Origin of the sequence: Luteimonas flava, assembly GCF_036584485.1 — a bacterium.
In the GTDB taxonomy this organism is placed as follows: Bacteria; Pseudomonadota; Gammaproteobacteria; order Xanthomonadales; family Xanthomonadaceae; genus Luteimonas; species Luteimonas flava.
The window spans coordinates 1-26,320 of record NZ_JAZHBM010000003.1 but is presented as its reverse complement, the minus strand read 5'-3'; the positions used below and the strand labels follow the sequence as shown (position 1 = coordinate 26,320).

Sequence of the window (26,320 nt, the reverse complement as noted above, 5' to 3'; positions counted from 1 at the left end):
GGCAGGCTCATGCGCCGGAAGACACCGGCGTGGATGGAATCGGGGAGGCGGGCATTGTGCCGGCCGCAGATGACGGCGGCAACGCGCGGGCGCGCCGCAACACATTGAGGAAGGCGGCGCGCAATGCGGGATTGTCGGCCTGCGCCGCGGCCGGACGGGCCACGACGACATAGCTGCCCGGCGCCAGCTGGGGCTGCATCAGGCGGAAGGCATCGCGCAGCACGCGCTTGATCCGGTTGCGACCGACGGCGCGCTTGTCGACCTTGCGCGACACCGCCAGGCCAAGACGCGCCGGGCCTTCTTCGGGCAACAGATGGACGGCCAGCATCGGCGACGCGGTCCGCGTCGCACTGGCGAAGATTCGATCGAAATCGGCGCGCGCGCGCACACGCACGTGCCGCGGATAGCGGACACCGGCGGTCATGGAAGCTGCGCTGCAGAACGGGTCGGGAGTGCGGAGACGCGACTCACCGACCCGGAGGGCTTCAGGCCGAGAGGACCTTGCGGCCCTTCGCGCGACGACGCGCGAGGATCTTGCGGCCGTCGGCCGTCGCCATGCGGGCACGGAAACCGTGGTCGCGCTTGCGCTTGAGGTTGCTGGGCTGATAGGTGCGCTTGGTAGCCATGGTCGAGCCCTTCGGGCAACGTGACGAATAGAACCGGAAATTCTAGCGGCCCGGTGCCGGACCGGTCAAGCCGGTGCGCGCGTCGGGTCTGCGGAGGCCGCGCGGGGACTGGCCGCGGGTGGCGACATGATAGTCTGCCTGCCCTTCCCCGGCGACCTTGCCGCGCACCTGCGTGGCGGCGCCCGCTTTGTCGAATTCCGCCGCATGATGGATGCCTGGCCCCGCTGCCTTCAACGCCTCGAAGCCGAGTTTCCGGTCGAGGATGTCCACACCTGGCTCAAGCCGCTGCAGGCCCACGCCGACGACCGCTCGACCGTGCTCTACGCGCCCAATGCCTTCGTCCGCGACGAGGTGCAGGCGCGCTACATGCCGCGCATCCGCGAGCTGCTGGCGCATTTCGCCGGCGTCGAGGACGTGAGCCTGCAGGTCGGCTCGCTGCCGCGTGCGGTGGCGCCGCCGTCGGCGACCACGCTGTCGGGAGGCGATGCACGCGCCCAGCCCGCGGCGCCGATCGAAGCCTTCGCCGGCAACATGGACAGCCACTACACCTTCGACAACTTCGTCGAGGGCCGCAGCAACCAGATGGGCCGCGCCGCGGCCTGGCAGGCTGCGCTCAAGCCGGGCGACCGTGCCCACAACCCGCTGCTGCTCTACGGCGGCACGGGCCTGGGCAAAACCCATCTTATGTTCGCCGCCGGCAATGCGATGCGACAGGCCAATCCGCGTGCGCGCGTGCTGTATCTGCGTTCGGAGGAGTTCTACAGCGCGTTCTTCCGCTCGATCCAGGAAAAGACCTCGGACCAGTTCAAGCGCCAGTTCCGCCAGATCGACGCGCTGCTGATCGACGACATCCAGTTCTTCGCCGGCAAGGACCGCACCCAGGAAGAGTTCTTCCACACCTTCAACACGCTGTTCGACAGCAAGCAGCAGATCATCATGACCTGCGACCGCTATCCGCGTGAGGTGGACGGCCTGGAGCCGCGGCTGAAGTCGCGCCTGGCCTGGGGCCTGTCGGTGGCGATCGATCCGCCCGATTTCGAGACCCGGGCGGCGATCGTGCTGGCCAAGGCCGCCGAGCGCGGCACCCAGGTGCCCGACGACGTGGCGTTCCTGCTGGCCAAGAAGATGCACTCCAACGTGCGCGACCTCGAGGGCGCGCTCAATACGCTGGCCGCGCGTGCGAACTTCATGGGCCGGGCGATCACCGTCGAGTTCGCCCAGGAGACGCTGCGCGACCTGCTGCGCGCCCAGCAGCAGGCGATCAGCATGTCCAACATCCAGAAGGTCGTGGCCGACTACTACGGCCTGCAGATCAAGGACCTGCTGTCCAAGCGCCGCACGCGCTCACTGGCGCGTCCGCGTCAGGTGGCGATGGCGCTGTCCAAGGAGCTCACCGAGCACAGCCTGCCGGAGATCGGCGAGGCCTTCGCGGGCCGCGACCACACCACCGTGCTGCACGCCTGCCGGCAGATCCGCACGCTGATCGAAAGCGACGGCAAACTCCGCGAGGACTGGGACAAGCTGATCCGTAAACTCAGCGAGTAAGCTGTGCATCACCGGGCCCTGCACAACACGGGGACCGGAGGTGGAGAGCCTGTGGACAACTTGAGGGGTCGAAAGTTGTCCACAGCTTGATCCACCTCTCCACACTGCACTGTCCACCGGGTTTGAAGGTCGGAAAAACGTAATCGATTCAGCGGCTTGCAGTAGATACCAACCGATTTCGGCCTTACCCAGCACCACCATTTTTAGATTTATATCCTTTTTATAAAAGCACGGGACAAGGGGATAACACCGACATGCGTTTCAGTCTCCAACGCGAAACACTGCTCAAGCCGCTGGCCCAGGTCGTCAACGTCGTCGAGCGCCGCCAGACCCTGCCCGTGCTGGCCAACCTGCTGGTCCAGGTCCAGGACGGTCAGCTGTCGTTGACCGGTACCGACCTCGAAGTCGAGATGGTGTCGCGTCGTGCGGTCGACGATGCCCAGGACGGCGAGACCACGATTCCGGCCCGCAAGCTGTTCGACATCGTTCGGGCGCTGCCCGACGGCAGCAAGGTCGTCATCTCGCAGTCCGGCGAGAAGATCACCGTGCAGGCCGGTCGCAGCCGCTTCACGCTGTCGAGCCTGCCGGCGGGCGATTTCCCGTCCGTAGACGAGGTCGAAGCCACCGACCGCATCGCGGTCCCGGAAGCGGCGCTCAAGGAACTCATCGAGCGCACCGCGTTCGCGATGGCGCAGCAGGATGTCCGCTACTACCTCAACGGCCTGCTGTTCGATCTGGGCGATACCCGCCTGCGCTGCGTCGCGACCGACGGCCACCGCCTCGCGCTGTGCGAGACGACGCTGGAGACCGCGGTCCAGACCAAGCGCCAGATCATCCTGCCGCGCAAGGGCGTGACCGAACTGCAGCGCCTGCTCGAGGGCGGCGACAAGACGCTGGAGCTGGAACTCGGCCGCAACCACCTGCGGGTCAAGCGCGACGATGTGACTTTCACCAGCAAGCTGATCGATGGCCGTTTCCCGGATTACGAGGCCGTGATTCCGATCGGCGCCGACCGCGAAGTCACGATCGACCGCGAACTGCTGCGCGCCGCGCTGCAGCGCGTGGCGATCCTGTCGAACGAGAAGTACCGCGGTGTGCGGCTGGAAGTCTCCCCGGGCACCGTGCGCATCAACGCGCACAACCCCGAGCAGGAAGAGGCGCACGAGGAAGTCGAGGCCGACACCAAGGTCGACGATCTGGCAGTGGGCTTCAACGTGAACTACCTGCTGGACGCCCTGACCGCGCTGCGCGGCGAGCAGGTGATCCTCAAGCTTCGCGATGCGAATTCGTCCGCACTGGTGCGCGAGGCGACCGACGAGCGCAGCCGTCACGTGGTGATGCCGCTGCGTCTCTGACGCCATCGGTAGACTGGGCGCCCGTCGCCCACACATGTTTCACGTGGAACACGACGCCCGGCTTGCCGGGCGTCTTCCGTTCCGGCCCGCTTACTGCGCCTACGGTGGCAGGCGCCGGGATGCCACTTGCAGGACTTCCGTGCAGATCACCCGCTTCGACCTCCACAACGTACGCAATCTGCAGCCGACCTCGCTGCGGCCGGGCCCCGGCTTGAATCTGCTGCTGGGCGACAACGGGGCGGGCAAGACCAGTGTGCTGGAGGGGCTGCATCTGATGGCCTACGGACGCAGCTTCCGGGGGCGGGTACGCGACGGCCTGGTGCAGCGCGGACGTGAGGCGGTCGAGCTCTACGCCGAGTGGCGCGAGGATCCCGCGCAGCCGGACCGCATTCGCCGCGCCGGGTTGCGCCACACCGGCCAGGACTGGAGCGGCCGTCTGGATGGCGAGGACGTTTCCCAGCTCGGGGACCTGTGTGCTGCGTTGATGGTGGTGACCTTCGAACCCGGCAGCCACGCCCTGATTTCCGGCAGCAGCGAGGTCCGGCGCCGGTTCCTGGATTGGGGACTGTTCCACGTGGAACAGGACTTCCTGCAGCAATGGCGCCGTTACGCGCGGGCGCTTCGGCAGCGCAACGCCCTGCTCAAGTCCGGCGCCGGTGGCACGCAACTCGATGCGTGGGATCACGAACTCGCGGACGCAGCGCTGCCGCTCGATACTCGGCGCGAGGCATATTTGCAGCGGTTGCAACTGGCGGTGCAGGCAGTGGCCGCGCAAGTCGCGCCGTCCCTCGGCACACCGGAGCTCGTGTTCCTGCCCGGCTGGCGCCGGCAGGATCTGTCGCTGGCCGACGCGCTGGTCGTGGCCCGCGATCGCGATCGCTCGGCCGGCCATACCAGCGTGGGACCGCACCGCGCCGATTGGCGGATCCGATTCGAGGACAGGCCGGAACAGTCGCTGCTGTCGCGCGGTCAGGCCAAGCAATCCGCGCTGTGCTGCCTGCTCGCGCAGGCCCGGGATTGCGCGGATCGCTTCGAAGGGCGCTGGCCGGTGATCGCGCTGGACGACCTGGCCTCCGAACTGGATCGCCATCACCAACGGCAGGTGCTGGCGTATCTGCGGGATGCGGGCGCGCAGGTGCTGATCACCGGGACCGAACGCCCCGACCATTGGCCGGATGCAGTGCTGGCGGAGGCCACGACGTTCCACGTGGAACACGGCGTGGTCAGCCAAGGCTGACGGCCTCACCGAGCGCGCCAACCCGATGCGCTCATGTTCCACGTGGAACATCCTGAAGCCCGGTTCGAATCCCCGGTCGACGTGTTGTTCCACGTGGAACACGCGCCGGAGGGCCGGGTCCGAACTGCTATAATTCCGCCCTTGCGGCCCATTCCTGCCGCGTGCGACCGGTGCTCCGGACGCCGCGCACGGACGCCGCGCTCCCGGCCAGACAGCGAACCGAATGAGCGACGAGACGATCTCCAGCGGCGCCCCCGCCAACTCCGATTACGATTCCAGCCGAATCACCGTCCTGCGTGGCCTCGAGGCCGTGCGCAAGCGTCCCGGTATGTACATCGGCGACGTGCACGACGGCACCGGTCTGCATCACATGGTCTTCGAAGTCGTCGACAACTCGATCGACGAAGCACTGGCCGGCCACGCCGACGATATCGTGGTGACCATCCACGAAGACGGCTCGGTCTCGGTGTCGGACAACGGCCGCGGCATTCCGGTCGACATCCACAAGGAAGAAGGCATCTCGGCGGCCGAGGTCATCATGACCCAGCTGCATGCCGGCGGTAAGTTCGACGACAACAGCTACAAGGTTTCGGGCGGCCTGCACGGCGTCGGTGTTTCGGTGGTCAACGCGCTGAGCGAGAAGCTCACCCTCGACATCTGGCGCGACGGCTTCCACCACCACCAGGAATACGCGATGGGCGAGGCGGTATCGCCGGTCGAACGCGGCGAGCCGTCGACCAAGCGCGGCACGCTGCTGCGCTTCTGGCCGGCCGTGGCCACGTTCTCCGACGTCACCTTCCACTACGACATCCTGGCCCGCCGCCTGCGCGAGCTGTCGTTCCTGAATTCCGGCGTCAAGATCAACCTCGTCGACCTGCGTGGCGACGGCCGCCGCGACCTGTTCGAGTACGAAGGCGGCATCCGCTCGTTCGTCGAGCACCTGGCCCAGCTCAAGACGCCGCTGCACCCGAACGTGATCTCGGTGACCGGCGAACAGAACGGCATCACGGTCGACGTCGCCCTGCAGTGGACCGACGCCTACCAGGAAACGATGTTCTGCTTCACCAACAACATCCCGCAGAAGGATGGCGGCACCCACCTGATCGGCTTCCGCGCCGCGCTGACGCGCACGCTGACCAACTACATCGAACGCAACGGCATCGCCAAGCAGGCCAAGGTGGCGCTGTCGGGCGACGACATGCGCGAAGGCATGATCGCGGTGCTGTCGGTCAAGGTGCCGGACCCGAGCTTCTCCTCGCAGACCAAGGAGAAGCTGGTGTCTTCCGAGGTCCGCCCGGTGGTCGAGAGTGCCTTCGGCCAGCGGCTGCAGGAATTCCTGGACGAGAATCCGAACGAAGCCCGCGCGATCGCCGGCAAGATCGTCGACGCTGCCCGCGCCCGCGAGGCCGCGCGCAAGGCGCGCGATCTGACGCGCCGCAAGGGCGCACTCGACATCGCCGGCCTGCCGGGCAAGCTGGCCGACTGCCAGGAAAAGGACCCGGCGCTGTCGGAACTGTTCATCGTCGAGGGTGACTCGGCCGGCGGCTCGGCCAAGCAGGGCCGCAACCGCAAGAACCAGGCGGTGTTGCCGCTGCGCGGCAAGATCCTGAATGTGGAGCGCGCCCGCTTCGACCGCATGCTCGCCAGCGCCGAGGTCGGCACGCTGATCACCGCGCTCGGGACCGGCATCGGCAAGGACGAATACAACCCGGACAAGCTGCGCTACCACCGCATCATCATCATGACCGACGCCGACGTGGACGGATCGCACATCCGCACGCTGCTGCTGACGTTCTTCTACCGGCAGATGCCGGAGCTGATCGAGCGCGGCTACGTCTACATCGGCCTGCCGCCGCTGTACAAGATCAAGCAGGGCAAGAACGAGCTCTACCTCAAGGACGATGCCGCGCTCGACGTCTACCTCGCCGGCAATGCCGTCGAAGGCGCCGCGCTGACGCCGGCCGCGGGCGAACCCGCGATCGAAGGCGCCGCGCTGGAGAAGCTGCTGCTGATCTTCGCCGCCGCCAAGGAGACGATCGCCCGCAACGCGCACCGCTACGATCCGGCCGTCATGGAGCTGCTGCTCGACGTCGCGCCGATCGCATCCGGCACCGAGGCCGAGATCGACACCGCGCTGCGTGCGCTCGAGGCACGGCTGAACCAGAAGGGGCTGGGCCGTCCGCGCTTCAAGTTCGCGGTACAGCCGGCCACCGAGGCACGCGGCGCCGTGCTGACCATCGACCGCCAGCACATGGGCCTCGACGTTACCCAGCTGGTGCCGCTGGCCACGCTGGAGAGCGGCGAGCTCCGCACCATCGGCGAGGCGGCGCGGGAACTGCATGGCCTGATCCGCGACGGCGCGCAGATCGTCCGCGGCAACCGCGCCCAGCCGGTGAAGTCCTTCGCCGAAGCGCAAGCCTGGTTGCTCGAGGAGGCCAAGCGCGGCCGTCAGATCCAGCGCTTCAAGGGCCTGGGTGAAATGAATCCCGAACAGCTCTGGGACACCACGGTGAACCCGGAAACCCGCCGCCTGCTGCAGGTGCGGATCGAAGACGCGGTCGCCGCGGACGAGATCTTCAGCACGCTGATGGGCGACGTCGTCGAGCCGCGCCGCGCATTCATCGACGACAACGCGCTCAAGGTCGCCAATCTCGACGTCTGACCGGCGTAATCCGCCGCACCGTGCGCCTCCGTATGGAGGCCGCGGTTGACGGCGCGTTAATCCGTGCCGTTTTACAACACGGGTTCTTGAACAGGGGAGTCTCGTCCATGAAAACGCCCATCGCGGCGCTCGCTGCGGCTGTGTTGCTGGCCGGCTGCGCGACCACCACGTCCCCGACCGGCCGTACCCAGTACGTCGGCGCGGTCTCGCAGGCCCAGCTCAACCAGATGGGCGAGCAGGCCTTCGCCGAGACCAAGTCCCAGATGCGCGCCTCGACCGATGCGAAGCAGCAGGCATACGTGCGCTGCATCGTCACCGACATCGTCCGCGAACTGCCGGCCAACTGGCAGCAGCTCAACTGGGAATCGGTGGTCTTCGTCGACGACAACCCGAATGCGTTCGCACTGCCCGGCGGCAAGGTCGGCGTGCACACCGGCATCCTCAAGGTCGCGCAGAACCAGGACCAGCTGGCCGCCGTGATCGCGCACGAGATCGGCCACGTTTACGCGAACCATCACGACGAACGCATCACCCGCCAGATGGGCGCGCAGGGCGCGCTCGGCGTGGCGGGTGCACTGCTGGGCTCGCGCTACGGCGAAGGCGCGCAGCAGTCGGCGAACCAGCTCGGCGGCGCCGCGCTGCAGACGACCTTCCTGCTGCCCGGTACGCGCACGCAGGAAACCGAGGCCGATGTCGTCGGTCAGGACCTGATGGCCAAGGCCGGGTTTGATCCGCGCGCGGCGGTCGGCCTGTGGCAGAACATGATCGCGGCCAGCGGCGGCAGCCGTCCGCCGCAGTGGCTGTCGACGCATCCCAATCCCGAGAACCGCATCAGCGAACTGCAGACGCGTGCCGCGAGCCTCGTGCCGACCTACGAACAGGCGCAGGCCGCAGGCAAGCGTCCGCGCTGCGGCTGAGCGCGTTTCACCCGCGCCTGCGCGCATCTGCGCAACCATCGGGCGATAATCGCCGTATCCAGACTCCGGCCCCCGGCGTACCGCGGGCCACCTGCCAATCGAGGTGTTCCATGTCGAAGTCCCGCATGTCCCAGCAGGCGCTCGCCGCTGCCCTGACCACCGCCCTGCTTGCGTTCGCCGCGCCGTCGATGGCGTTCGCGCAGGACGAAGGCGGCAGCGACCGCAGCGAGCGCAGCAGCCGCTCCGCGCGCAGCGCCGATCGCAGCGAACGCCGCAGCTCGCGCCAGGCGCCGCAGAAGGCCGAGGCGCTGTATCCCAACAGCAGCCGCCAGGAGCCGGGCGTGTCGGCCAGCCAGCGCCTGGTCAAGCAGCTCAACACCCTCTCCGAAGCGAACAACGCATCCGACGCCGCCAAGGGCCTGCCGGTCGCCGACGAGATCATCGCCAACGGCAGTGCCAACACCTACGACAAGTCGATGGCGGCCCTGCTCGCCGGCCAGCTGCTCCTCAACGAGGACAACGACCGCGCGATCGCCTATCTCAACCAGGCGATCGAGACCGGTGGCCTCGACAACAACAACCACTTCCAGGCGATGCTGATCGTCGCGCAGCTGCAGGCGCAGGACGACAAGTACGCCGAAGCGCTCGCGACGCTCGATCGCTACATCAGCGAGTCCGGCTCGACCGATCCCAAGGACCAGGCGCTCAAGGGCAATCTGCTGTATCGCCTCGAGCGCTACCCGGAGGCGATCGCGACGCTCAAGCCGCTGGTCGACGCGGGTGGTGAAGTCGATCCGCAGTGGCAGCAGATCCTGATGGCGTCGTACGCCGAATCGGGCAACAGCGCCGAAGCCACGCGCCTCGCAGAACAAGTCGCGCAGGCGACGCCGGGCGACAAGCGTTCGCAGGTCAATCTCGCCGTGTCGTATCTGCAGACCGACCAGAACGACAAGGCGATCGAAGTGTTCGAGCGTCTGCGTGCGGCCGGTCAGCTCACCGAAGAGAGCGAGTACCGCAACCTCTACGCGCTGTATCTCAACAGCGAGAACAAGGAGCGCGAAGCGATCGCGGTGATCAACGAAGGCCTGCAGAAGAACATCCTCAAGGAGGATTACCGCACGATGGCGGCGCTCGGTCAGGCGAACTACTTCAGTGATCAGATCGAGCCGGCGATCGCCGCATGGCGCAAGGCCGCACCGCTCGCGGAAAACGGCGATACGTACCTCAATCTCGCGCGCGTGCTGCACCAGGAAGGCCGTGCGGACGAAGCGAAGGAAGCGGCGCGTCAGGCGATCGCGAAGGGCCTGAAATCCAACACCGACGCCGAGCGCATCATCTCCGGTCGTTAAGAAAAAGTTGCCGGAATCATGGATGGTGCTGGCCACTTGGATTGGTATAAGCTTTAGGGTTCCTGCCGACCGAACAGGTTGGCAGTTCAACTTTTCCACCGGGGTTTCGACCCCGGCCTCACCAGAGTTCTCCGCATGACGCAACGCTCGACGACGACCGACAGGAACGACGAAGACGAGGGCCTGAACTGGGGCCGCATCGCCGGCTTCACGATGGTGGTCGCGTTCCACGCCGCTGCGATCATGCTGCTGCTCGCGCCCGTCAATCCGCCGAACGCCGCAGCGCAGGAAGAAGCGGCCACGCGTGTGGTGATCATCGAACCGCCGCCGCCGCCCCCGCCGCCGCCGCCGCCGCCGCCGGAGCCGCCGAAGCCGACGCCGATCAAGGAACTGACCCCGCCGCGTCCGACGCCGGTCCCGCCGCCGCCGGAATCACCGCCGGTCGTGTTCGACGATCCGTCGCCGATGGATACGCCGGCCCCGCCGCCCGCGCCGCCGTCGCCGCCCGCACCGTCACAAGACATCGGCGCCAGCGTCGACATCTCGTCGAAGAACATGAATCCGCCGCGTTACCCGCCTGCCGCCGCCCGTGCGCAGATCGAGGGCACGGTGATCCTGGTCATCGACGTCGACGCCAACGGCAACGTCACCAACGTGTCGGTCGAAAAGTCCAGCCGCAACCGTGACCTCGATCGCGCCGCGATCGAAGCCGCACGCAAGTGGTCGTTCCAGCCGGCCATGTCGAACGGCCAGCCGGCTGCAGGTCGCGTCCGCGTCCCGGTCGACTTCAACCTCGGCTGATCGATCCAGCTGTATCCGATACACCGGCGTTCTTCGGAACGTCGACACTTTCGCGTCAACGTTCCACTCTTCAAACCACTACATCTAGAAGGTAAGCGTCATGCTGCAGGAAACCACCAACGCCGCTGTGTCCAACGCTGCCGGTCTGGAGTCGATGGGCTTCGCTGACATGATCGAGCACATGGACGCGGTCAACTGGACCGTGCTCATCGTTCTGATCGCAATGTCGGCCATGTCGATCTTCTGGATCATTTTCAACGCCATCAAGGCCGCGCGCCTGAAGGGCAGCACCGACCGCGTGATCAACACGTTCTGGGAAACCCCGAACGCGCAGGACGCGATCCGCTTCATGGAAGAGCAGCCGAAGAGCGAGCCCTTCTCGAAGGTCGCCCTCGATGCCGCCCAGGCCGCCGCGCACCACCAGCGTCATGAAGGTTCGCGTCTGGTCGAGTCGCTGAACCGTTCGGAATTCGTCGATCGCGCCCTGCGTCAGGCCGTGACCCGCGAATCGCTGAAGCTCGAAGACGGTCTGACCGTGCTCGCCACCGTCGGTGCGACCGCCCCGTTCGTGGGTCTGCTCGGTACGGTGTGGGGCATCTACCGCGCCCTGATCCGCATCGGTGCCAGCGGCCAGGCCGACATCGGCGCAGTGGCAGGTCCGGTCGGCGAGGCGCTGATCATGACCGCCATCGGTCTGGGCGTCGCGATCCCGGCAGTGCTCGGCTACAACTTCTTCGTCCGTCTGAACCGCGGCACGAACAACAAGCTCGACACCTTCGCGCACGACCTGCACGACTTCTTCGCCACCGGTTCGCGCGTCGGCGAGACGCCGGTTCCGGCCAAGGTCTAAGAAGCGCGCACGTCAGTAGCGACAACGGAGTTCAGATATGGCTTTCAGCTCAGGTGGTGGCAACGACAAGGTCAACGCCACGATCAACATCGTCCCGCTTGTCGACGTCATGCTGGTGCTGCTGATCATCTTCATGGTCACGGCACCGCTGATGGCGCACAAAGTGCAGGTCGAGTTGCCGGAAGCTAACCTCGACGAGCGGCCGGAAACGGCACCAGGCCCGACGCCGCTGACGGTAGCGGTCACCGAAACCGGTGACATCTACCTCAACGACGAGCCGGTGACGCTCCAGCTGCTGGAGAGCGCTTTCTCGGTCGAGGCCCAGAAGACGCCGCAGCCGCCGGTCAACATCCGTGGCGACTCGACGACGAAGTACCGGACGATCAACGACGTGGTCAACACTGCGCAGGCCCAGGGCATGCGCAAGGTCGGCTTCGTCGCGACGGTCGAAAACAGGTAAACCGGAGCAACACGCATGGCATTTTCATCCGGTGGCGAAGGCCCGATGGCCGACATCAACATCATTCCGCTCTGCGACGTGATGTTGGTGCTGCTGATCATCTTCATGGTGACGGCGCCGAAGGCTTCCTATCCAATCGACATCGATCTCCCGCAGCGTTCCACGACGCCGCCGGAGAATCCGGTGGAACCACCGGAGCCGATCCGGCTGCGCATCGACGGTTCGGGCCAGATCTTCTGGAACGACAGCCCGACGCCAGTCTCGGCACTGCGCAACATGATGGAGTCGGAAGTCCAGCGTGACCCGACCAATCAGCCGACGCTCGAGATCGACACCAGTGGCGACGCCGATTACGGCGTGCTGGCCAAGGTGTTGGCGGAAGCGAAGAACGCGCAGATGCAGAAGATCGGCTTCGTGCGCCAGTAATACGCAGCAAGCACCGGTGCGGGCCTGCAGCACGCGCCGGTGATCGATGCAGTGATTTGAACGCCGCCTTCGGGCGGCGTTTTTTTTGCGTGCCGGCATGCCGGACGTGGCGTCAGTGCGGACTCGATGGCGCCGGAGCAGGGACGCGCGTCACACCGCGGTCGTAGTAGCGGAAGGGCGTGCGGATCCGGCGCGCGAGGCTGCGCACAGGACGCCGGGATCAGATGCGCGGATCGAACGTCCGGATCAGACGCGCGGGGCTGCTGCCTCGGTGATCGCGAGATAGCGGCGCACCGTCGTGTCCAGGCCGTCGTACAGCGCCTCGCCGATCAGCGCGTGCCCGATCGAGACTTCGTCGATCCCGCCGAGCGCTGCGAGCAACGCGCCGAGATTGGCCTGGCTGAGATCGTGGCCGGCATTGACCCCGAGTCCCGCGGCGCGGGCCTGGCGCGCCGTCGTCACGAATGCGGGCAGCGCCGTCTCGGGCGTGCCCGAGTCGAAGGCCTCGGCCCACGGACCGGTATAGAGCTCGATGCGATCGGCGCCGCTGGCGCGCGCGGCTTCGATGTCGGCGCCGGCATCGGCGAACAGACTGACGCGGCAGCCGAGCGCGTGGAATGCCGCGACCAGCGGAATCAGCGCGTCGCGCTCGCGCGCGAAATCGAAGCCGTGGTCCGACGTCAGCTGCGCATCGCCGTCGGGCACCAGGGTGACCTGCGCTGGACGTGTTTCCTCGCACAGCGCGAGCAGCCCCGGATACCCGTCGCGCGGTGGCGCGAACGGGTTGCCTTCGATATTGAACTCGACGGCGCGCGCCGCAGTCACTCGCGCGAGTGCACGCACGTCGTCGGCACGGATGTGCCGCGCATCGGGCCGCGGGTGCACGGTGATGCCGTGCGCGCCGGCATCGAGGCAGGCACGCGCCGCGCGCACGACGTCGGGATCGCGACCGCCGCGTGAATTGCGCAGCACCGCGATCTTGTTGACGTTGACGCTGAGCCGGGTCACGGCCCGGTGGGTGGCGTGCGGGCCGGATCGTCGACCGGCGACGCGGCAGCCGCGCGGCGGGCATCGGCCTGCTCGCGCAGACGACGCAGCTCCGCAGGGTCGACCATCATCGCTTCGCTGCGGCTCTGGTTGCCGACACGCTGCGCCAGCAAGCCCAGCACACCGATCACGACGAACACGAGCGACAGCACCAGCGAGATCGCCGCGAGCGGGACCGACGTGGTGGTGAACGCGATGACGACCGCGCCGAGCGCGAGCAACAGGAACAACCAGGGCATGGGACGGACTCCGCCTGACGTGTCCGCGAGTCTAAACCAGTCGCCGGCCGGAACCGGCGTCGGGCGCGGCGACGTGTCGACGAACGTGGCATTGGCGCGACGGGCGGCGGATTGCGGTGCGGTGTTCCACGTGGAAGCCGGCGTCGAAGCGGGCTTGTCGATCCGTGGGCCGGGCAGATCGCAGCGAAACCATCGCGGATGCGTTCGCCTGTACGTCGAATGCGAGGTTGGGTTTTCCGAATGGCCGGAACACATATTCAACGGGCGTGTACCTGCGCGACACGAGGCTCGGCGAACGATGGGTTTCGCTGCGCTCGACCCATCCTATGAAGGGCTGTGGTCCGCCCCGGAAGCGCGCGGCTACAGCAGCGGCGAACACAGCCGGGCGAGGGCTTCGGGCAGGCGCGCGCTCAGCAGCGGGCGGTGCCGGCCGCGCTGGACGCGAGGCGCATTGGCGAACTCGCGCTCGATGTACTGGGCGAGCGCGGCGGCCATGCCGGGGTCGTCGAACAGCACCGAGACCTCGAAGTTGAGCCGGAAGCTGCGGTGGTCGAAGTTGGCACTGCCGATCAGGGCGAGATTGTCGTCGACCAGCAACGTCTTGCTGTGCAACAGGCGCGAGCGGTACTCGTAGACCTTCACGCCCGCGACCAGCAGCTGGCCGAAGTACGAGCGGGCGGCCAGTGTCACCAGTGTCGAATCGCTGGTCCTGGGCACCAGGAGGCGTACGTCGAGTCCGGCGAGCGCGGCCGAGGTCAGCGCCATCATCGCGGCCTCGCCGGGCACGAAGTACGGCGTGGTCATCCACACCCGCTGCTTCGCCGCGTGGATCGCGCCGACGTGCGCGCGATGGATCGCTTCCCAGTTGGAATCCGGACCCGAGGTGAGCACCTGGGTGCGGATCGGTCCGGCATCGGCCGGCGGCGTCTGCCGTTCGACGTCGGCGAGAAAATCGCGCCGGCCGGTGGCGTAGGCCCAGTCCTCGGCGAATACCAGCTGCAGCACGCGCACCGACTTGCCGACCAGGCGCATGTGCAGATCGCGATAGGCGTCGTCGCGCAGCCGTTCGTCCTGCTCGTCGGTGATGTTCATGCCGCCGGTGTAGCCGATGCGGCCGTCGATTACGACGATCTTGCGATGCGTGCGCAGATTGGTCCACGGCCGCCGCCAGATGCGTCCGAAGCGCATGGGATGGAACCAGGCGAGTTCGCCGCCGGCATCGAGCAGCGGCGCGAAGAACTTGCGCGAGGCCTTCGAGCCGACGAAATCGAGCAGCACGCGCACGTGCACGCCGGCGCGTGCGCGCTCGACCAGCGCATCGCGCAACGCGGCGCCGGTCGTGTCGGGTTCGTAGATGTAGTACTCAAGATGCACGTGGTGTTCGGCGCGCGCGATGTCGGCGAGCAGCGCGGTGTACTTCGCGGCGCCGTCGACCAGCAGCTCGACCTGCGCCGAAGACGTCGCCGGCAATCCCGTCGTCGCCTGTCCCAGTCGCACGAGTTCGGCGGCCTCGCCTTCTTCCGCCTCGATCTGCGCGCTGCGCATCGACGCGCGGCTGTGGCTGCGGCGCAGGCGATTGCGGCGGATCTTCTGCGGCCCGAACACGTGATAGACCAGAAAGCCCACGTAGGGCAGCAGGGCAAGGCCCAGCAGCCAGCTCAGCGTCGCGACCGGCTCGCGCTTCTGCAGCACGATCCACATGCCCAGCACCAGCAGATACAGCGCCCAGCCCACGGTCAGCAGCGTCACGAGATGCGGCATGGTCGCGAACCACTCCCAGGCGCGCTGCAGGTTTCCGGACATGGACGACTCGACGACGGCGCCGATCGCGCCGCGCACAGGGTAGCGGCGCCCCATGCAAAAAAACGCGCAAGGTCGCAGCGCTGTGACCTGTCACATCCGGGTGTCGCATTCGTGTGACACCCGCGCAGCCGCGTCGTGGCGCGGTTCGAGGCGTTCGACGGTCGACCTACCTGTAACAGGCGGCAACGGCCAGCAACGCGCGCGAACGCGTAAATGATCACAAGTGATTGATCGTAAAGGATAAAAAGAATTGGCACGCGCTCTGCGTTGACTCCCTCGCTGAAGAACCGGGGAGCCGACATGCGCCAGCCAATCCAGACGGGCCTGATCCTGCTGCTGCCGTGCCTCGCACTGGCCGCCGGCACGGTGCATGCCGCCGGCGCGCGCGCCGGCGTGCAGCCGACGCCCGGCGAGATGGTGTTGCTGCGCGACGTCAGCGCCCGCCATGCGGTGCGCCAGGCGCCTCCGGGCATCGGCCTGATCGTGGATCCGACTCCGAACCGGCAGCTGATGCCGTCGCTGCCCGGCGGTGAACTGAGCGATGCCGACTTCCTCGCGCTCGATACCGGCCACCAGGTGCAGGGCGCGATGCGCGGCAACGGCGGCATCGCCGCGCCGGTGACCCAGGTGTTGACCGGGACGCTGGGCGGCGGCGCGAATGCACGCGACGCCAGTGGCGTGCAGGGGGCCGGCACGCTCGGTGCGGCCACCGGCGGCGTCTCGGGCATGGTCACCGGCGCAACCCGCGGTATCGGCAGCCAGATCACCGGTGCGCTGTCGCAGATGCCCTTCGCCCAGCCGGCGAATGGAGGTGGGCCGTGATCCGCATCGCCGCCTGCCTCGCGCTGGGCCTGCTCGCCGCGGTGCCGGTGTTCGCCGCCGACGACTACCCGGCGATGCTCGGCTATCTCACGCAATCGCGCGTGGACGGCAATGCGTTCACCGGCGCGTCCGGTGCGATCGCGATCAACCTCGCCGCAGGCGATCTCAACCAGCAGGCGAACCTGCGTGCGATCGCGGTCGGCACGCATGCGATCGCCGATGTCGACGCGCGCCAGTCGCGCCGTCGCGACTTCGCCACTTCACCCGACACGGCCACGGCCGTCATCGCCGGCAACACGCTCGCCGGCGCGTCGGGCATCGCATCGATCAATCAGGCCAGTGGGGCCGGCAACGCGTCGTTCAACGCGGTGTCGCTTGCACTGGCGCAACAGGGCATACGCGAAAGCGACGACGACAGTTCGCTGTCGGCGGCGTTCGCGTCGGCGGGGCAACAGCACGGTTTCGAACACGGGGGCGCGACATCGAATCGTCGCGTGGCGTCCGTCGAGTCCACTGCGCTGCAGGGCTTCGAAGGTGTGTTGCAGCTCAACCAGGTCGCGGGATCCGGGAACGACACCGGCAACACGCTGGCGATGTCGATCCAGGCGGGGCCGTGACCGGGCACTTCAACGGGAACTCCACGAGAGCAGACGAGAGAGAGATCACAGACATGAAGACCATCAAGACCACCCTGCTGGCGATTGCCGTCAGCGCTGCCGGTGTCGGCACGGCCCAGGCGCAGACCTACTACGACTGGACCGTCATCGATCACGACATCACTGTCGACGACACGCGCAATTACGAAACCAACGTCACCAACCGCAACACCGAGGTCAACACCACGGTCAACCAGACGCAGGACTGGACCCAGACCGTCAACCAGACGGTCGACCAGAGCCTGACGGAAACCGTGGACCGCAGCCTCACCGAGTCCTACGACATCAGCGTCAACGACTCGTTCAACCGCGAGGTCAACCAGCAGGTCGACCAGAGCCTCGACGAGGCCCATCGCATCCGCACCAACCAGGTGTACGAGAACATCGATCGCACCGAGAACGTGAGCTCCGACGTCCGTCGCGAGCGCAACGAACACGGCGTGTCGGTGAATCTCGAGAAGGATCTGTCGCTGAGCTCGGACATCGCCTTCACCGGCGACCCGACCATCACCGGCAACATCGATCTCGACTCGGCCGCGATCGCCGTCGTCGACAACCGCCAGTCGGTCAGCGGCAACCTCGGCGCCAACGAAGTGCTCGAGAACACCGCCAGCATCGCCGACGACGTGGGGTCGGAAGCCTCGGGCAACCTGCTGTTCAACGTCGCCGCGGGCGACAACAACGTGCAGGACAACGCCGCGGCGCTGTCGGCTGCCGACGCGGGCTTCGCGTTCGGTCTCGCCGATGCCGAAGTGTTCGTGAACCAGTCCGGTTCGCAGAACATCACGATGAACGAAGGCGTGACCAACGCGGCCAGCCTCGGCGGCAACGCGTTCTCGGCGGCGACCGGCAACATCGGCGTCAACATCGCTTCGGGCAACAACAACGCGCAGAAGAACGCGATGGCCGCTTCGGTCGCCACCGCCGCCTATGCGCAGGCCAGCGTCAGCTCCAACCAGGCGTCGTCGGGCAACATGACCTCGAACGCCGGCAGCTACGAGTCCTTCACCGACAGCACCGAAATGACGATGAGCGGCACGCTCAGCGGCGGCTCGATCGCGGTGGGTTACGGCGGCTACGAAGGTTCGACGAGCGGCACCACCGAGTCGCGCGGCAACGCCTACCAGCAGTCGAACTTCTACGCCGACATGTGGGAAGGCGAGCAGCATCCGCAGGGCCCGTCGATGGGACACGCGGACTTCGACAACGAGAGCCAGGGTGCGGTCGACAACCCGTACCGCGACGGCGTGGGCGGTCTCGCGTTCGATACCGATTCGGAAGGCAGCTACGAGGGTTCCGAGTCCGGCGAACTGGCCTTTATCGAACTGGGCTACACCGAACTGGAAGCGTCGCTCAGCGGCGAAGTCAGCACGACCCAGTGGGTGGCGGTCGCGGCGACCAACGATGCCAGCCTGTCGGGCAGCGCCTTCAGCGCGGCCTCCGGCAACATCGGCGTGAACGTGGCGGCGGGTACCGGCAATCTGCAGGCCAACAGCCTGTCGATGGCGGTCGCGCAGCCGGGCGCAGCGGCCCCGCCTCCGGGCGGTGGTGGCGGCGAGTAAGCGCCCACGAGGTGTGACGCCCGGTCTGCCCCCAGGCCGGGCTTCTCCCGGAAGCCCCGCGCCACATGCCCCGTGGCGCGGGGCCTTCCTTCGAAGGTCGTGACTTCCATTGCCGGAGGCGGGTACCGGTCCGGCAATGGAAGACACGCGATGCGCGCCAGGCGCGTCAGGAGTCGAACGCAATGATCCGCAGTCTTGCCGGCATCGCAGTGGCGCTGCTCGCGCTGGCCAGCCCCGTGCGGGCGGCCGACGTGGCCTTCCAGGGCATCCTGCCCAATGGCGCGGTGATGCCGGTCAACGTGGAGAGCATGCGCGAGGCGCGCTACCGCAACATCGTGCGCCAGCACACCGATTACAGCTGTGGCGCTGCCGCACTGGCGACGGTGCTCAAGTTCGCCTACCGGCTCGACGTCGACGAGGCGACGGTCATCGAAGGGATGATGGGCCTGGCCGATCCGGCGGTGGTGCAGTCCCGCGGCTTCTCGTTGCTGGACATCAAGCGCTACGTGGAATCGCTGGGCATGCGCGGCCGCGGCTACCGCATCGAGGAAGACCGCCTGCGCGCCTTGCGCGTGCCGGGCCTGGTGCTGATGGACGTGCGCGGCTTCCGCCACTTCGTCGTGCTCAAGCAGGTCAGTGGCGAGTACGCGGAAGTCGCCGATCCGATCCTCGGCAACCGCAGTGTGCCGATGGCGGAGTTTCTCGAATCGTGGCCGTCGCGGGCCATTTTTATCGTCATAGGCAGTGACTTCGACCGTTCGACCGCGCTGCTGCAGCCGGTCGAGCGCCCGAGCGCGAAGCGGCTGTTCGCGCGTCAGGGACCGGTGACCGATGCCGAGCTGCTGGATTTCGGCTTCAGCCACGCGGACCTGTTCTGAGAGGAGACACGAGATGCGCAACTACACGACATGGCTGGTGGCCATCGCCCTGGGCGCGAGCGTCGCGCCGGCGTGGTCCAGCGACGACACGACGACGCACGCCAGCGGCCTGCGCGAGATTCCCGACAGCGAGCTCGGCGCGATGCGCGGCCGCTACATCGTCGGCGACAACCGCGTCGCCTGGTTCGGCGTGACCATGGTGTCGAACTGGGTCACCAGCGCCGGCCAATCGATCCAGAGCGCGGTGAAACTGGGCTTCGACCTGCGCGGCGCGAAGCCGGAGGTCAGCTTCCAGCCCAGCGTCACCATCACCGAACAGACGCCGGCACTGGCCGCGGCCGCCGGCACCGGCGACGTGGATGCATCGGGCCTCGCCAATGTCGGCGGTCTGGTGCAGAGCGTGCAGGTCGCCGGTGACGGCAACATCGCGCGCAATGGCATGTCGCTGCAGGTGCGCGAGGGCGACGTGCCCGTCGCGGCTGCGAATGCCGCCAGTACGACGGTCGCCGACATGACGCTGGGCGGCGCGCATGCACGGGCGTCGCTCGAGGACGGCGGCGCGCGGATCCTGCTGCAGGTGGCCGGTCAGGGCGCGGCCGAGCAATGGATCGACGCCCGTTCGATCGGCCAGAGCATCCAGCTCGCCGGCAACGGCCAGGCGGTCGGCAACCAGCTGCAACTGGATCTCGTGCGCCAGTCGGTGCCGTCCAGCCAGACCATCCACCAGAACCTGGTCCAGGCCATCGGCATGACACGTGTCGGCGGGATCTGAGGCAGGCACACACACGCGTCGATGCAGGAGGGGCACCTTGAAATCGACACCGACACGCGCGCGACGGCCATTGGCTCTCGCGCTGGGACTGGCACTGCTGTGCCCGTCGATCGGCATGGCGCAGGACGCCGGGCAGATCACCGCCGAGGACCGCGTGCGCATGCAGCAGTTGCTGCAGGCGCTGCAGTCGCTGAAGCAGGACTACGCGCAGGAGGTGCGCCGGCTGCGCGAACTGGACATGCAGATCCAGGCGCTGCAGGCGCGCGTCGCAGGCGTCGCGCCGGCCATCGCAGCGCGTGACGCGCCGCAGATGGCGGCGCAACCGGTCGCACCTGCGCCGGTGTCGTCGACGCCATCGTCCAGTCCGCCGCCGCTGCCGGCCAATGCGGCTGCGGCGCCAGCACCGCGCGGCGACGAAGGCTACGCCAGCACCGCCGAAGATGCGCAGCGCGCCCAAGACACCGACTCGCGCAGCGTCGCCGACGTCAAACAGCAGAGCACGGCGCTGTTCAACCGCCGGCTCACGCTCGAAAACGGCATCAGCTACAACCGCTACGACCGCAAGCAGGTCACGCTCAACGGCTTCCTCGCGCTGGATGCGATCTTCCTCGGCAACATCGCGATCGAGAACGTCGAATCCGACACGGTGAACTACAACTTCGCCGCGCGCTGGGGCGTCAGCCCGCGCCTGAGCTTGAACCTCGACGTGCCCTACATCGCGCGCAAGACCGTCTACCAGAAAGGCGGCGCCGGCGGCGCGGCGGCCGCGATCGCGCAGGAGGAAACCGACGGCCACGGCCTGGGCGACATCAGCGCGAGCGCGAACTGGAAACTGTTCGGCGAACGCGGTCCCTGGCCGGAAACCGTGCTCAATGTCGGTGTCACCGCGCCGACCGGCCGCGAGCCCTACGGCATTCCGTGGCGCGTGCTCGAACGTGATTCGGACAACTTCATCCGCTTCGCGGTACCCGAGGAGCAGCCCACCGGCAACGGCCTGTGGCAGGCGACCGTCGGCCTGTCGGCGGTCAAGACCACCGATCCGGCTATCCTGTTCGGCAACATCGGCTACGTGCGTTCGTTCGCGAAGGATTTCGGCGATCTCGACAACAATCCGGACACGACGAATCCCGGGCGTGTGGAGTTGGGCGATGCGTTCTACTTCGGCGCCGGCGTCGCGTTCGCGTTCAACGAGCGCACCAGCCTGAGCATCTCCTTCAGCGATCGCCTCAACGCCCGTGCACGCACGCGCTACGAAGGTGCCGACTGGATGAAGCTGATCGGCAGCGACGCGAATGCCGCGACGATGAGCCTGGGCGTCACCCACGCGATGACGCCCAACGCGACCTTCGTCGGCGTGCTCGGCATCGGCCTGACCCCGGACGCACCGGATTTCAATCTGACGGTGAAGGTGCCCTACGCGCTGTAGCGGCGTCTGTGGGCGCGCGCTTGCGCGCGATGGGGCTTCGGCGGTGGCGCCACATCGCGCGCAAGCGCGCGCCCGAACGACCGCCGCAAGACCTTCAGCGGAACGCCTCGAGCGACACGCCGTGCTTGCGGCACAGCCGGTAGATCGTCACGCGCGACACGCTGAGCCGGCGCGCGCTGGCGCTGACGTTGCAACCAGTCGCGCGCAAGGCATCGAGCAGGGCATCGCGTTCGGTGCGGTCGCGGTGATGATCGAGCGCGACGACCTGTGCATTCGAGTGCCCGAGCTGCAGATCCGCCGGTTCGATCAGCGTGTGCTCGGCGACCACCGCGGCGCGGCGCACGCGATTGAGCAGTTCGCGCACATTGCCCGGCCACGTGTGCTGACGCAGGCATTGCCGCGCGGCCGCGCTGAAGCCGCGCGCCTGTACCGCATGGCCCGCGCGGAATTCATCGAGGAACTGGCGCGCGAGCAGTTCGACATCGGTGCCGCGCGCACGCAGCGGCGGCAGCTGCAGCCGCAACACATCAAGGCGGTAGTACAGGTCCTGGCGGAACCGCCCCGCGGCGATCGCCGCTTCCAGATCGACATGCGTCGCGGCGAGCACGCGCACGTCGACGCGGATCGCGTGATTGCTGCCGACGCGTTCGATCGTGCCTTCCTGCAGCACGCGCAGCAGGTTGGTCTGCGCATCGAGCGGCAGATCGCCGATCTCGTCGAGGAACACGGTGCCGCCGTCCGCCGATTCGAACAGGCCCGTGCGTCGCGTCGCCGCGCCGGTGAACGCGCCGCGCTCGTGGCCGAACAGTTCCGACTGCACCAGCGTCGGCGAGATCGCGCCGCAGTTCATCGCCACGAACGGGCGCGTGCGTCGTCCGGACAGATCGTGCAATGCGTGCGCCGCGAGTTCCTTGCCGGTGCCGGACTCGCCGGTGATCAGCACCGGCAGTTCGACGTCGGCATAGCGGTGCAGCAGGGCGCGCACGCCGAGCATCACCGCGCTCTCGCCGCCGACGCTGGCGATGTCGCGCCGCGGGCTGGCCAGCAGGGTCGCCAGCGTGGCATCGAGGGTCTGCGGGTCGAGCGGCTGCGGCAGGCGGCCGCCACAGCGGGCGAGGATCCGCTGACAGGCGGGATCGCCCAGGTCGGTGGTGTCGTCGGCGAGCGCGAGGCTCGGCAGGTCGGCGTGCTCGGCCAGGATGGCTTCGAGCGCGGCGAGGTGCGTGACATCGGCACCGCGCAGGTCGACGACCGCGATCACCAGATCGCCACCGCGCATGCCGACCTGCACGCTGGTGTCGGGGCGCGCCACGCGCAGGTGCCAGCCACTGGCCGCGAACACGGCTTCGTCGCGTGCACTGGGTCGTCCGAACCAGACCGCGCAGCGCTGGACGCGCGGCGCCGTCATCGACGCCATGACGCGGCGCCGTACGGACGTGCGGACGGACCGGCCAGTGCCGGCACGAAACGGTCAGACATGCCCCCTCTCCATTCGATGCCCCGAGTGTCAGTCCGGACCAACGCCGGGAGCGTCCGCAGGCGGACACCGCGCGCGTGCGCATTCACCTGGAGCCGGGTCGCAGGGGCTGAGACGCCCGCCGGTGACACTGCCGGCATGAGTTCGCGTGCGCCGCCCCCCGTTCCCGTCGCCCTGAAGGGCCGCGGCAGCGCGTCCTGGGTCGCCGGGCGGTTCGAGAAACGCTCGGCGACCGCCGAGGACGACGGCTGGGACGCCCTGCAACAACTCCAGGACGAGGCGATCTCGCCGGCCACCGTCGTCACCGAGGAGCGCGCGCGCAGCATCGTCAGCCGCAACACTTCGCCCGACATCAGCTTCTCGCAATCGGTGAATCCGTATCGGGGCTGCGAACATGGCTGCGTCTACTGCTTCGCCCGGCCCTCGCACGCCTATCTGGACCTGTCGCCCGGGCTGGATTTCGAGACGCGGCTGTTCGCCAAGACCAATGCCGCCGAGCGCCTGCGCGCCGAGTTCGCCCGCCCCGGCTACGTGTGCTCGCCGATCGCGCTGGGCATCAACACCGACGGCTATCAGCCCATCGAACGCCGCTACGGGCTGACCCGGTCGCTGATCGAGGTCATGGCCGAGGCCCGCCACCCCTTCAGCATCGTCACCAAGAGCGCCAACGTGGTGCGCGATCTCGACCTGTTGGCGCCGATGGCGGCCGACGGTCTGGTCACGGTGCACTTCTCGGTGACCTCGCTCGACAACCGCCTCTCGGCCCGCATGGAACCGCGCGCGGCCGCCCCGCACGCGCGGCTGCGGGCGATGCGCGCGCTGCACGAGGCCGGTGTGCCGGTCGGGGTGATCGTGGCGCCGGTGGTGCCGGCGATCAGCGATTCGGAACTCGAAGCGATCCTGGCCGCTGCGCGCGAGGCCGGTGCCGCCAGTGCGGGCTATGTGCTGCTGCGGCTGCCGAACGAACTCAAGGCGGTCTGGCGCGAGTGGCTGCAGCTGCACTACCCCGAGCGCGCTGCGCACGTCATGAGCCTGTTGCAGCAGCTGCACGGCGGCCGCGACTACGACAGCACCTTCGGCCACCGCATGCGCGGGCAAGGGCCGTTCGCCGATCTGATCGCCGCGCGCTTCGCCCGGGCGCGGCGCACGCTCGGCTTCGCCCGCCTGCCGCCGCTGCGGACCGATCTGTTCGTGCCCCTGCGGGCGGCCTCGCCCCAGGGCGAGCTGTTCTAGGGCGCATTCACCCCGCCTGCACCTCGCATCGACGCCGGCGTCTCCTACACTGCGCGGTCACCTCGAAGCCTCCGTCGCAATGTCCGATGCCGCGCCCCTGCGGAACGCCCCCGACGCGGGCGCCTCCGTGGACCTGATCGACCAGCTGCCGAACGGCCTCGCCGTGCTCGCGGCGGACGGCACCTGGCTGCGGGCGAATGCGGCGCTGGGCGACATCTGGGGCGTCACATCCGCCGCACTGGTCGGCCATGCCGCGCATCGCGAGCGCCTGCCCGGCCTCGCCGCGCACATCGATGCGGCGCTGGCCCGGTTGCCCGCCGCCGACGACACCCTGCGCGATGTCTCCGTTCCCGATGAGGCGACCGGCCGCCATCTGCGACTGACCCTGCGCCCGCTGGCCGATGGCACCGCGCTGCTGCAGCTGCACGACGACACCGCGCTGAAGACGCTCGAAGCCCAGCAGGAAACCCTGGCCTTCGGCATCTCGCACGAACTGCGCGCCCCGGTGCGCGCGATCGAACAGTTCGCGCGCCGCCTGCTGGCCCAGGACGGCACCGCCGATCCGCAGACCGCCCGCGACCACCTGCAGCGCATCCAGCACGCCTCCGGTCACGCCGGCGGCCTGATCGACGCCCTGCTCGAGACCATGCGCGCCTCGCGCCCGCCACGCGCGTCGGCGGCGGTCGACATCAGCCTGCTCGGCGACTGGATCTGCGCCGAACTGCAGGACACCGAGCCGGGCCGCGCCGCCGAGATCCAGATCGCGCCGGACCTGTGGGCCTGGGGCGACGAACACGCGCTCAAGCAGCTGCTCGGCAAGCTGCTGCACAACGCCTGGAAGTTCTCTTCGCAGCGCGACACGGTGCGCATCACCCTCGACGGCGAACGCGTCGGCGACCGCCTGCAGCTGCGCCTGCGCGACGCCGGCCGCGGTTTCGACATGCGCTATGCTGAACGACTGTTCGTGCCGTTCAGGCGCCTGCACAGCGCCGACGACGGGGCCGGACATGGCCTCGGCCTGGCCATCGCCCAGCAGCTGGCGCGGGCGCAGGGCGGACACATCCGCGTGGAATCGGAACCGGACGCCGGCACCACCTTCTTCATCGAACTGCCGGCGGTGCCGGACGAGGACGCCCCCGCGCCATGAGCGACCACACGATCCTGTTGATCGAGGACAACCCCGACGATGCCGAGCTGACCCGCATCGCCTTCGCCGAAGCCGCCATCGACAGCCAGCTGGTCGTGGTCGGCGACGGCGCCGAAGCGCTCGACTACCTGTTCGCACAGGGCAAGTACGCGGCGCGCGACGCGGCCGACCTGCCGTCGATCGTGCTGCTCGATCTCAACCTGCCCAAGCTCGACGGCCGCGAAGTCCTGCAGGCCCTGCGCGCGAACCCCGCGACCCGCGGCCTGCCGGTCGTCGTACTGACCACCAGCACCGAGCCCTTCGACGTCGAAGCCAGCTACGCGCTGGGCGTGAACAGCTACATCCGCAAGCCGGTGGACTTCCAGAAGTTCGTCGAGGTGGTGAAGCAGATCGGGCTCTACTGGCTTGTGTTGAATCACCCGAGGGGTTGATTGAGGTTCTGGGGTTTCGACCGTTGAGGCGGTCGGACTCTTCTGCGGCGGATGTCTAGCGCGCGGCGTGTGCACCGTGTGCCGCTTGGGCGTGCACATAGAGAAAACGCGGCCTTCGCTTTCGCCTTGGCTTTTGCCGTTGCGTTTGCTCCGGCTCTGCTTTGGCTTTTGACTTGAATCGAGCCGTAGAGCGAGCCGAGCATCGCAGGGCGACGGGGTCGAAGAGCAGCCCATGTCTGAGCGCAGCGAGTTTGGGCTGCGTGCCCCGTCGACCGAGAAGCGCAGGGGACCGCCGCGGCTGTATTGCGGCGGATCGCGTCCGGCGAAGACGGTTTTGCTTACTTTTGCCAAGACAAAAGTAAGCCGCGCGACAGCGCGGAAGCCCTGTTTTTGATCTTGGCTTTTGACGTTGATTCGTTTCTCTCATGCCGGAGCGACAAGCAAAAAAGCGCGAGCAAGTGCACGGCTTTCGCCCGCTGCGCGTGCGAGTCCCTTTTGGATGGACCCAAAAGGAACCAAAAGGTCCCTTCGCCGGACGCGAGCCGACGCGATGGAGCCGCGTCGGTGCCCTCCGCTCCTCGCCTGACGCGGCACGCAGC

General features: G+C 67.8%; 25 protein-coding genes. 19 read left to right on the top strand and 6 right to left on the bottom strand.

The annotated features are described in order from the left end of the window. Positions 1–7: 7 nt before the first annotated feature. Both rnpA and rpmH read right to left on the bottom strand, forming a co-directional pair. On the bottom strand, positions 8–424 hold the full coding sequence (gene rnpA / locus V3391_RS12575) for a ribonuclease P protein component (protein WP_332078770.1): 417 nt from the start codon (positions 422–424) through the stop codon (positions 8–10). A gap of 61 nt (positions 425–485) precedes the next feature. Continuing rightward, complete coding sequence (gene rpmH / locus V3391_RS12570) at positions 486–626, bottom strand: 50S ribosomal protein L34 (RefSeq protein ID WP_047138036.1); 141 nt, start codon at positions 624–626, stop codon at positions 486–488. 207 nt (positions 627–833) lie between these two features. On the opposite strand from rpmH, the gene dnaA reads away from it, so the two are divergent. From dnaA to V3391_RS12520, 10 genes are all read left to right on the top strand, one after another. Then, positions 834–2,171 (top strand): chromosomal replication initiator protein DnaA, encoded by a 1,338-nt coding sequence (dnaA, locus tag V3391_RS12565; protein WP_332078769.1) that lies wholly within the window; start codon positions 834–836, stop codon positions 2,169–2,171. Positions 2,172–2,425: 254 nt separating this feature from the next. After that, on the top strand, positions 2,426–3,526 hold the full coding sequence (gene dnaN / locus V3391_RS12560; protein ID WP_159681201.1) for a DNA polymerase III subunit beta: 1,101 nt from the start codon (positions 2,426–2,428) through the stop codon (positions 3,524–3,526). Positions 3,527–3,665: 139 nt separating this feature from the next. Then, the gene (gene recF / locus V3391_RS12555) at positions 3,666–4,763 is read left to right on the top strand and encodes a DNA replication/repair protein RecF (protein ID WP_425497258.1); all 1,098 of its coding nucleotides are present in this window, start codon (positions 3,666–3,668) and stop codon (positions 4,761–4,763) included. 223 nt (positions 4,764–4,986) lie between these two features. Continuing rightward, entirely contained in the window at positions 4,987–7,425 is a 2,439-nt protein-coding gene (gyrB, locus tag V3391_RS12550) for a DNA topoisomerase (ATP-hydrolyzing) subunit B (RefSeq protein WP_332078768.1), read from the top strand. Between the two features lie 107 nt (positions 7,426–7,532). Next, entirely contained in the window at positions 7,533–8,342 is an 810-nt protein-coding gene (locus V3391_RS12545; RefSeq protein ID WP_332078767.1) for a M48 family metallopeptidase, read from the top strand. Positions 8,343–8,467: 125 nt separating this feature from the next. Beyond that, a complete protein-coding gene (locus V3391_RS12540) occupies positions 8,468–9,691 on the top strand; it encodes a tetratricopeptide repeat protein (protein WP_425497292.1) in 1,224 nt (407 codons plus the stop codon). A 135-nt stretch (positions 9,692–9,826) separates the two neighbouring features. Beyond that, positions 9,827–10,492: an energy transducer TonB gene (locus tag V3391_RS12535; RefSeq protein ID WP_332078765.1), complete on the top strand. Its 666-nt coding sequence runs from the start codon at positions 9,827–9,829 to the stop codon at positions 10,490–10,492. Positions 10,493–10,592: 100 nt separating this feature from the next. Then, positions 10,593–11,342: a MotA/TolQ/ExbB proton channel family protein gene (locus V3391_RS12530; RefSeq protein WP_425497257.1), complete on the top strand. Its 750-nt coding sequence runs from the start codon at positions 10,593–10,595 to the stop codon at positions 11,340–11,342. A 37-nt stretch (positions 11,343–11,379) separates the two neighbouring features. After that, the gene (locus tag V3391_RS12525; RefSeq protein ID WP_159681207.1) at positions 11,380–11,802 is read left to right on the top strand and encodes an ExbD/TolR family protein; all 423 of its coding nucleotides are present in this window, start codon (positions 11,380–11,382) and stop codon (positions 11,800–11,802) included. A gap of 15 nt (positions 11,803–11,817) precedes the next feature. Further along, complete coding sequence (locus tag V3391_RS12520; RefSeq protein ID WP_159681208.1) at positions 11,818–12,228, top strand: ExbD/TolR family protein; 411 nt, start codon at positions 11,818–11,820, stop codon at positions 12,226–12,228. A 246-nt stretch (positions 12,229–12,474) separates the two neighbouring features. Here V3391_RS12520 and V3391_RS12515 read toward each other — a convergent pair whose 3' ends face one another. From V3391_RS12515 to cls, 3 genes are all read right to left on the bottom strand, one after another. After that, on the bottom strand, positions 12,475–13,236 hold the full coding sequence (locus V3391_RS12515; protein WP_332078764.1) for a pyridoxine 5'-phosphate synthase: 762 nt from the start codon (positions 13,234–13,236) through the stop codon (positions 12,475–12,477). Further along, positions 13,233–13,514 carry a hypothetical protein gene (locus tag V3391_RS12510; protein WP_332078763.1) on the bottom strand — a complete coding sequence of 94 codons (282 nt, stop codon included), beginning with the start codon at positions 13,512–13,514 and terminating at the stop codon, positions 13,233–13,235. Before V3391_RS12510 ends, V3391_RS12515 begins: the two co-directional genes overlap by 4 nt. Before the next feature lie 360 nt (positions 13,515–13,874). Next, positions 13,875–15,317: a cardiolipin synthase gene (gene cls / locus V3391_RS12505; RefSeq protein WP_332078762.1), complete on the bottom strand. Its 1,443-nt coding sequence runs from the start codon at positions 15,315–15,317 to the stop codon at positions 13,875–13,877. Between the two features lie 300 nt (positions 15,318–15,617). Here cls and V3391_RS12500 point away from each other — a divergent pair, with 300 nt between their 5' ends. From V3391_RS12500 to V3391_RS12475, 6 genes are all read left to right on the top strand, one after another. Then, entirely contained in the window at positions 15,618–16,139 is a 522-nt protein-coding gene (locus V3391_RS12500) for a hypothetical protein (RefSeq protein WP_332078761.1), read from the top strand. Then, positions 16,139–16,756 carry a hypothetical protein gene (locus tag V3391_RS12495; RefSeq protein WP_425497291.1) on the top strand — a complete coding sequence of 206 codons (618 nt, stop codon included), beginning with the start codon at positions 16,139–16,141 and terminating at the stop codon, positions 16,754–16,756. Before V3391_RS12500 ends, V3391_RS12495 begins: the two co-directional genes overlap by 1 nt. 53 nt (positions 16,757–16,809) lie before the next feature. Further along, a complete protein-coding gene (locus V3391_RS12490; protein WP_332078759.1) occupies positions 16,810–18,357 on the top strand; it encodes an adhesin in 1,548 nt (515 codons plus the stop codon). Between the two features lie 182 nt (positions 18,358–18,539). Then, entirely contained in the window at positions 18,540–19,235 is a 696-nt protein-coding gene (locus V3391_RS12485; protein WP_332078758.1) for a C39 family peptidase, read from the top strand. Between the two features lie 13 nt (positions 19,236–19,248). Further along, positions 19,249–20,007, top strand: coding sequence for a hypothetical protein (locus tag V3391_RS12480; protein ID WP_332078757.1), 759 nt, complete (start codon positions 19,249–19,251; stop codon positions 20,005–20,007). A gap of 115 nt (positions 20,008–20,122) precedes the next feature. Further along, a complete protein-coding gene (locus tag V3391_RS12475) occupies positions 20,123–21,433 on the top strand; it encodes a transporter family protein (protein WP_425497290.1) in 1,311 nt (436 codons plus the stop codon). 94 nt (positions 21,434–21,527) lie between these two features. On the opposite strand, the gene V3391_RS12470 is transcribed toward V3391_RS12475, so the two are convergent. Beyond that, complete coding sequence (locus V3391_RS12470; RefSeq protein WP_332078755.1) at positions 21,528–22,850, bottom strand: sigma-54 interaction domain-containing protein; 1,323 nt, start codon at positions 22,848–22,850, stop codon at positions 21,528–21,530. A gap of 198 nt (positions 22,851–23,048) precedes the next feature. Here V3391_RS12470 and V3391_RS12465 point away from each other — a divergent pair, with 198 nt between their 5' ends. The 3 genes from V3391_RS12465 to V3391_RS12455 all read left to right on the top strand — a co-directional run bounded on the left by V3391_RS12465 (position 23,049) and on the right by V3391_RS12455 (position 25,721). Next, positions 23,049–24,143 carry a PA0069 family radical SAM protein gene (locus tag V3391_RS12465; RefSeq protein ID WP_332078754.1) on the top strand — a complete coding sequence of 365 codons (1,095 nt, stop codon included), beginning with the start codon at positions 23,049–23,051 and terminating at the stop codon, positions 24,141–24,143. Between the two features lie 127 nt (positions 24,144–24,270). Then, a complete protein-coding gene (locus V3391_RS12460) occupies positions 24,271–25,290 on the top strand; it encodes a sensor histidine kinase (RefSeq protein ID WP_332078753.1) in 1,020 nt (339 codons plus the stop codon). Further along, positions 25,287–25,721, top strand: a complete 435-nt coding sequence (locus tag V3391_RS12455; protein ID WP_332078752.1) for a response regulator — start codon at positions 25,287–25,289, stop codon at positions 25,719–25,721. The genes V3391_RS12460 and V3391_RS12455 overlap by 4 nt, the downstream gene beginning before the upstream one ends. Positions 25,722–26,320: the final 599 nt, after the last annotated feature.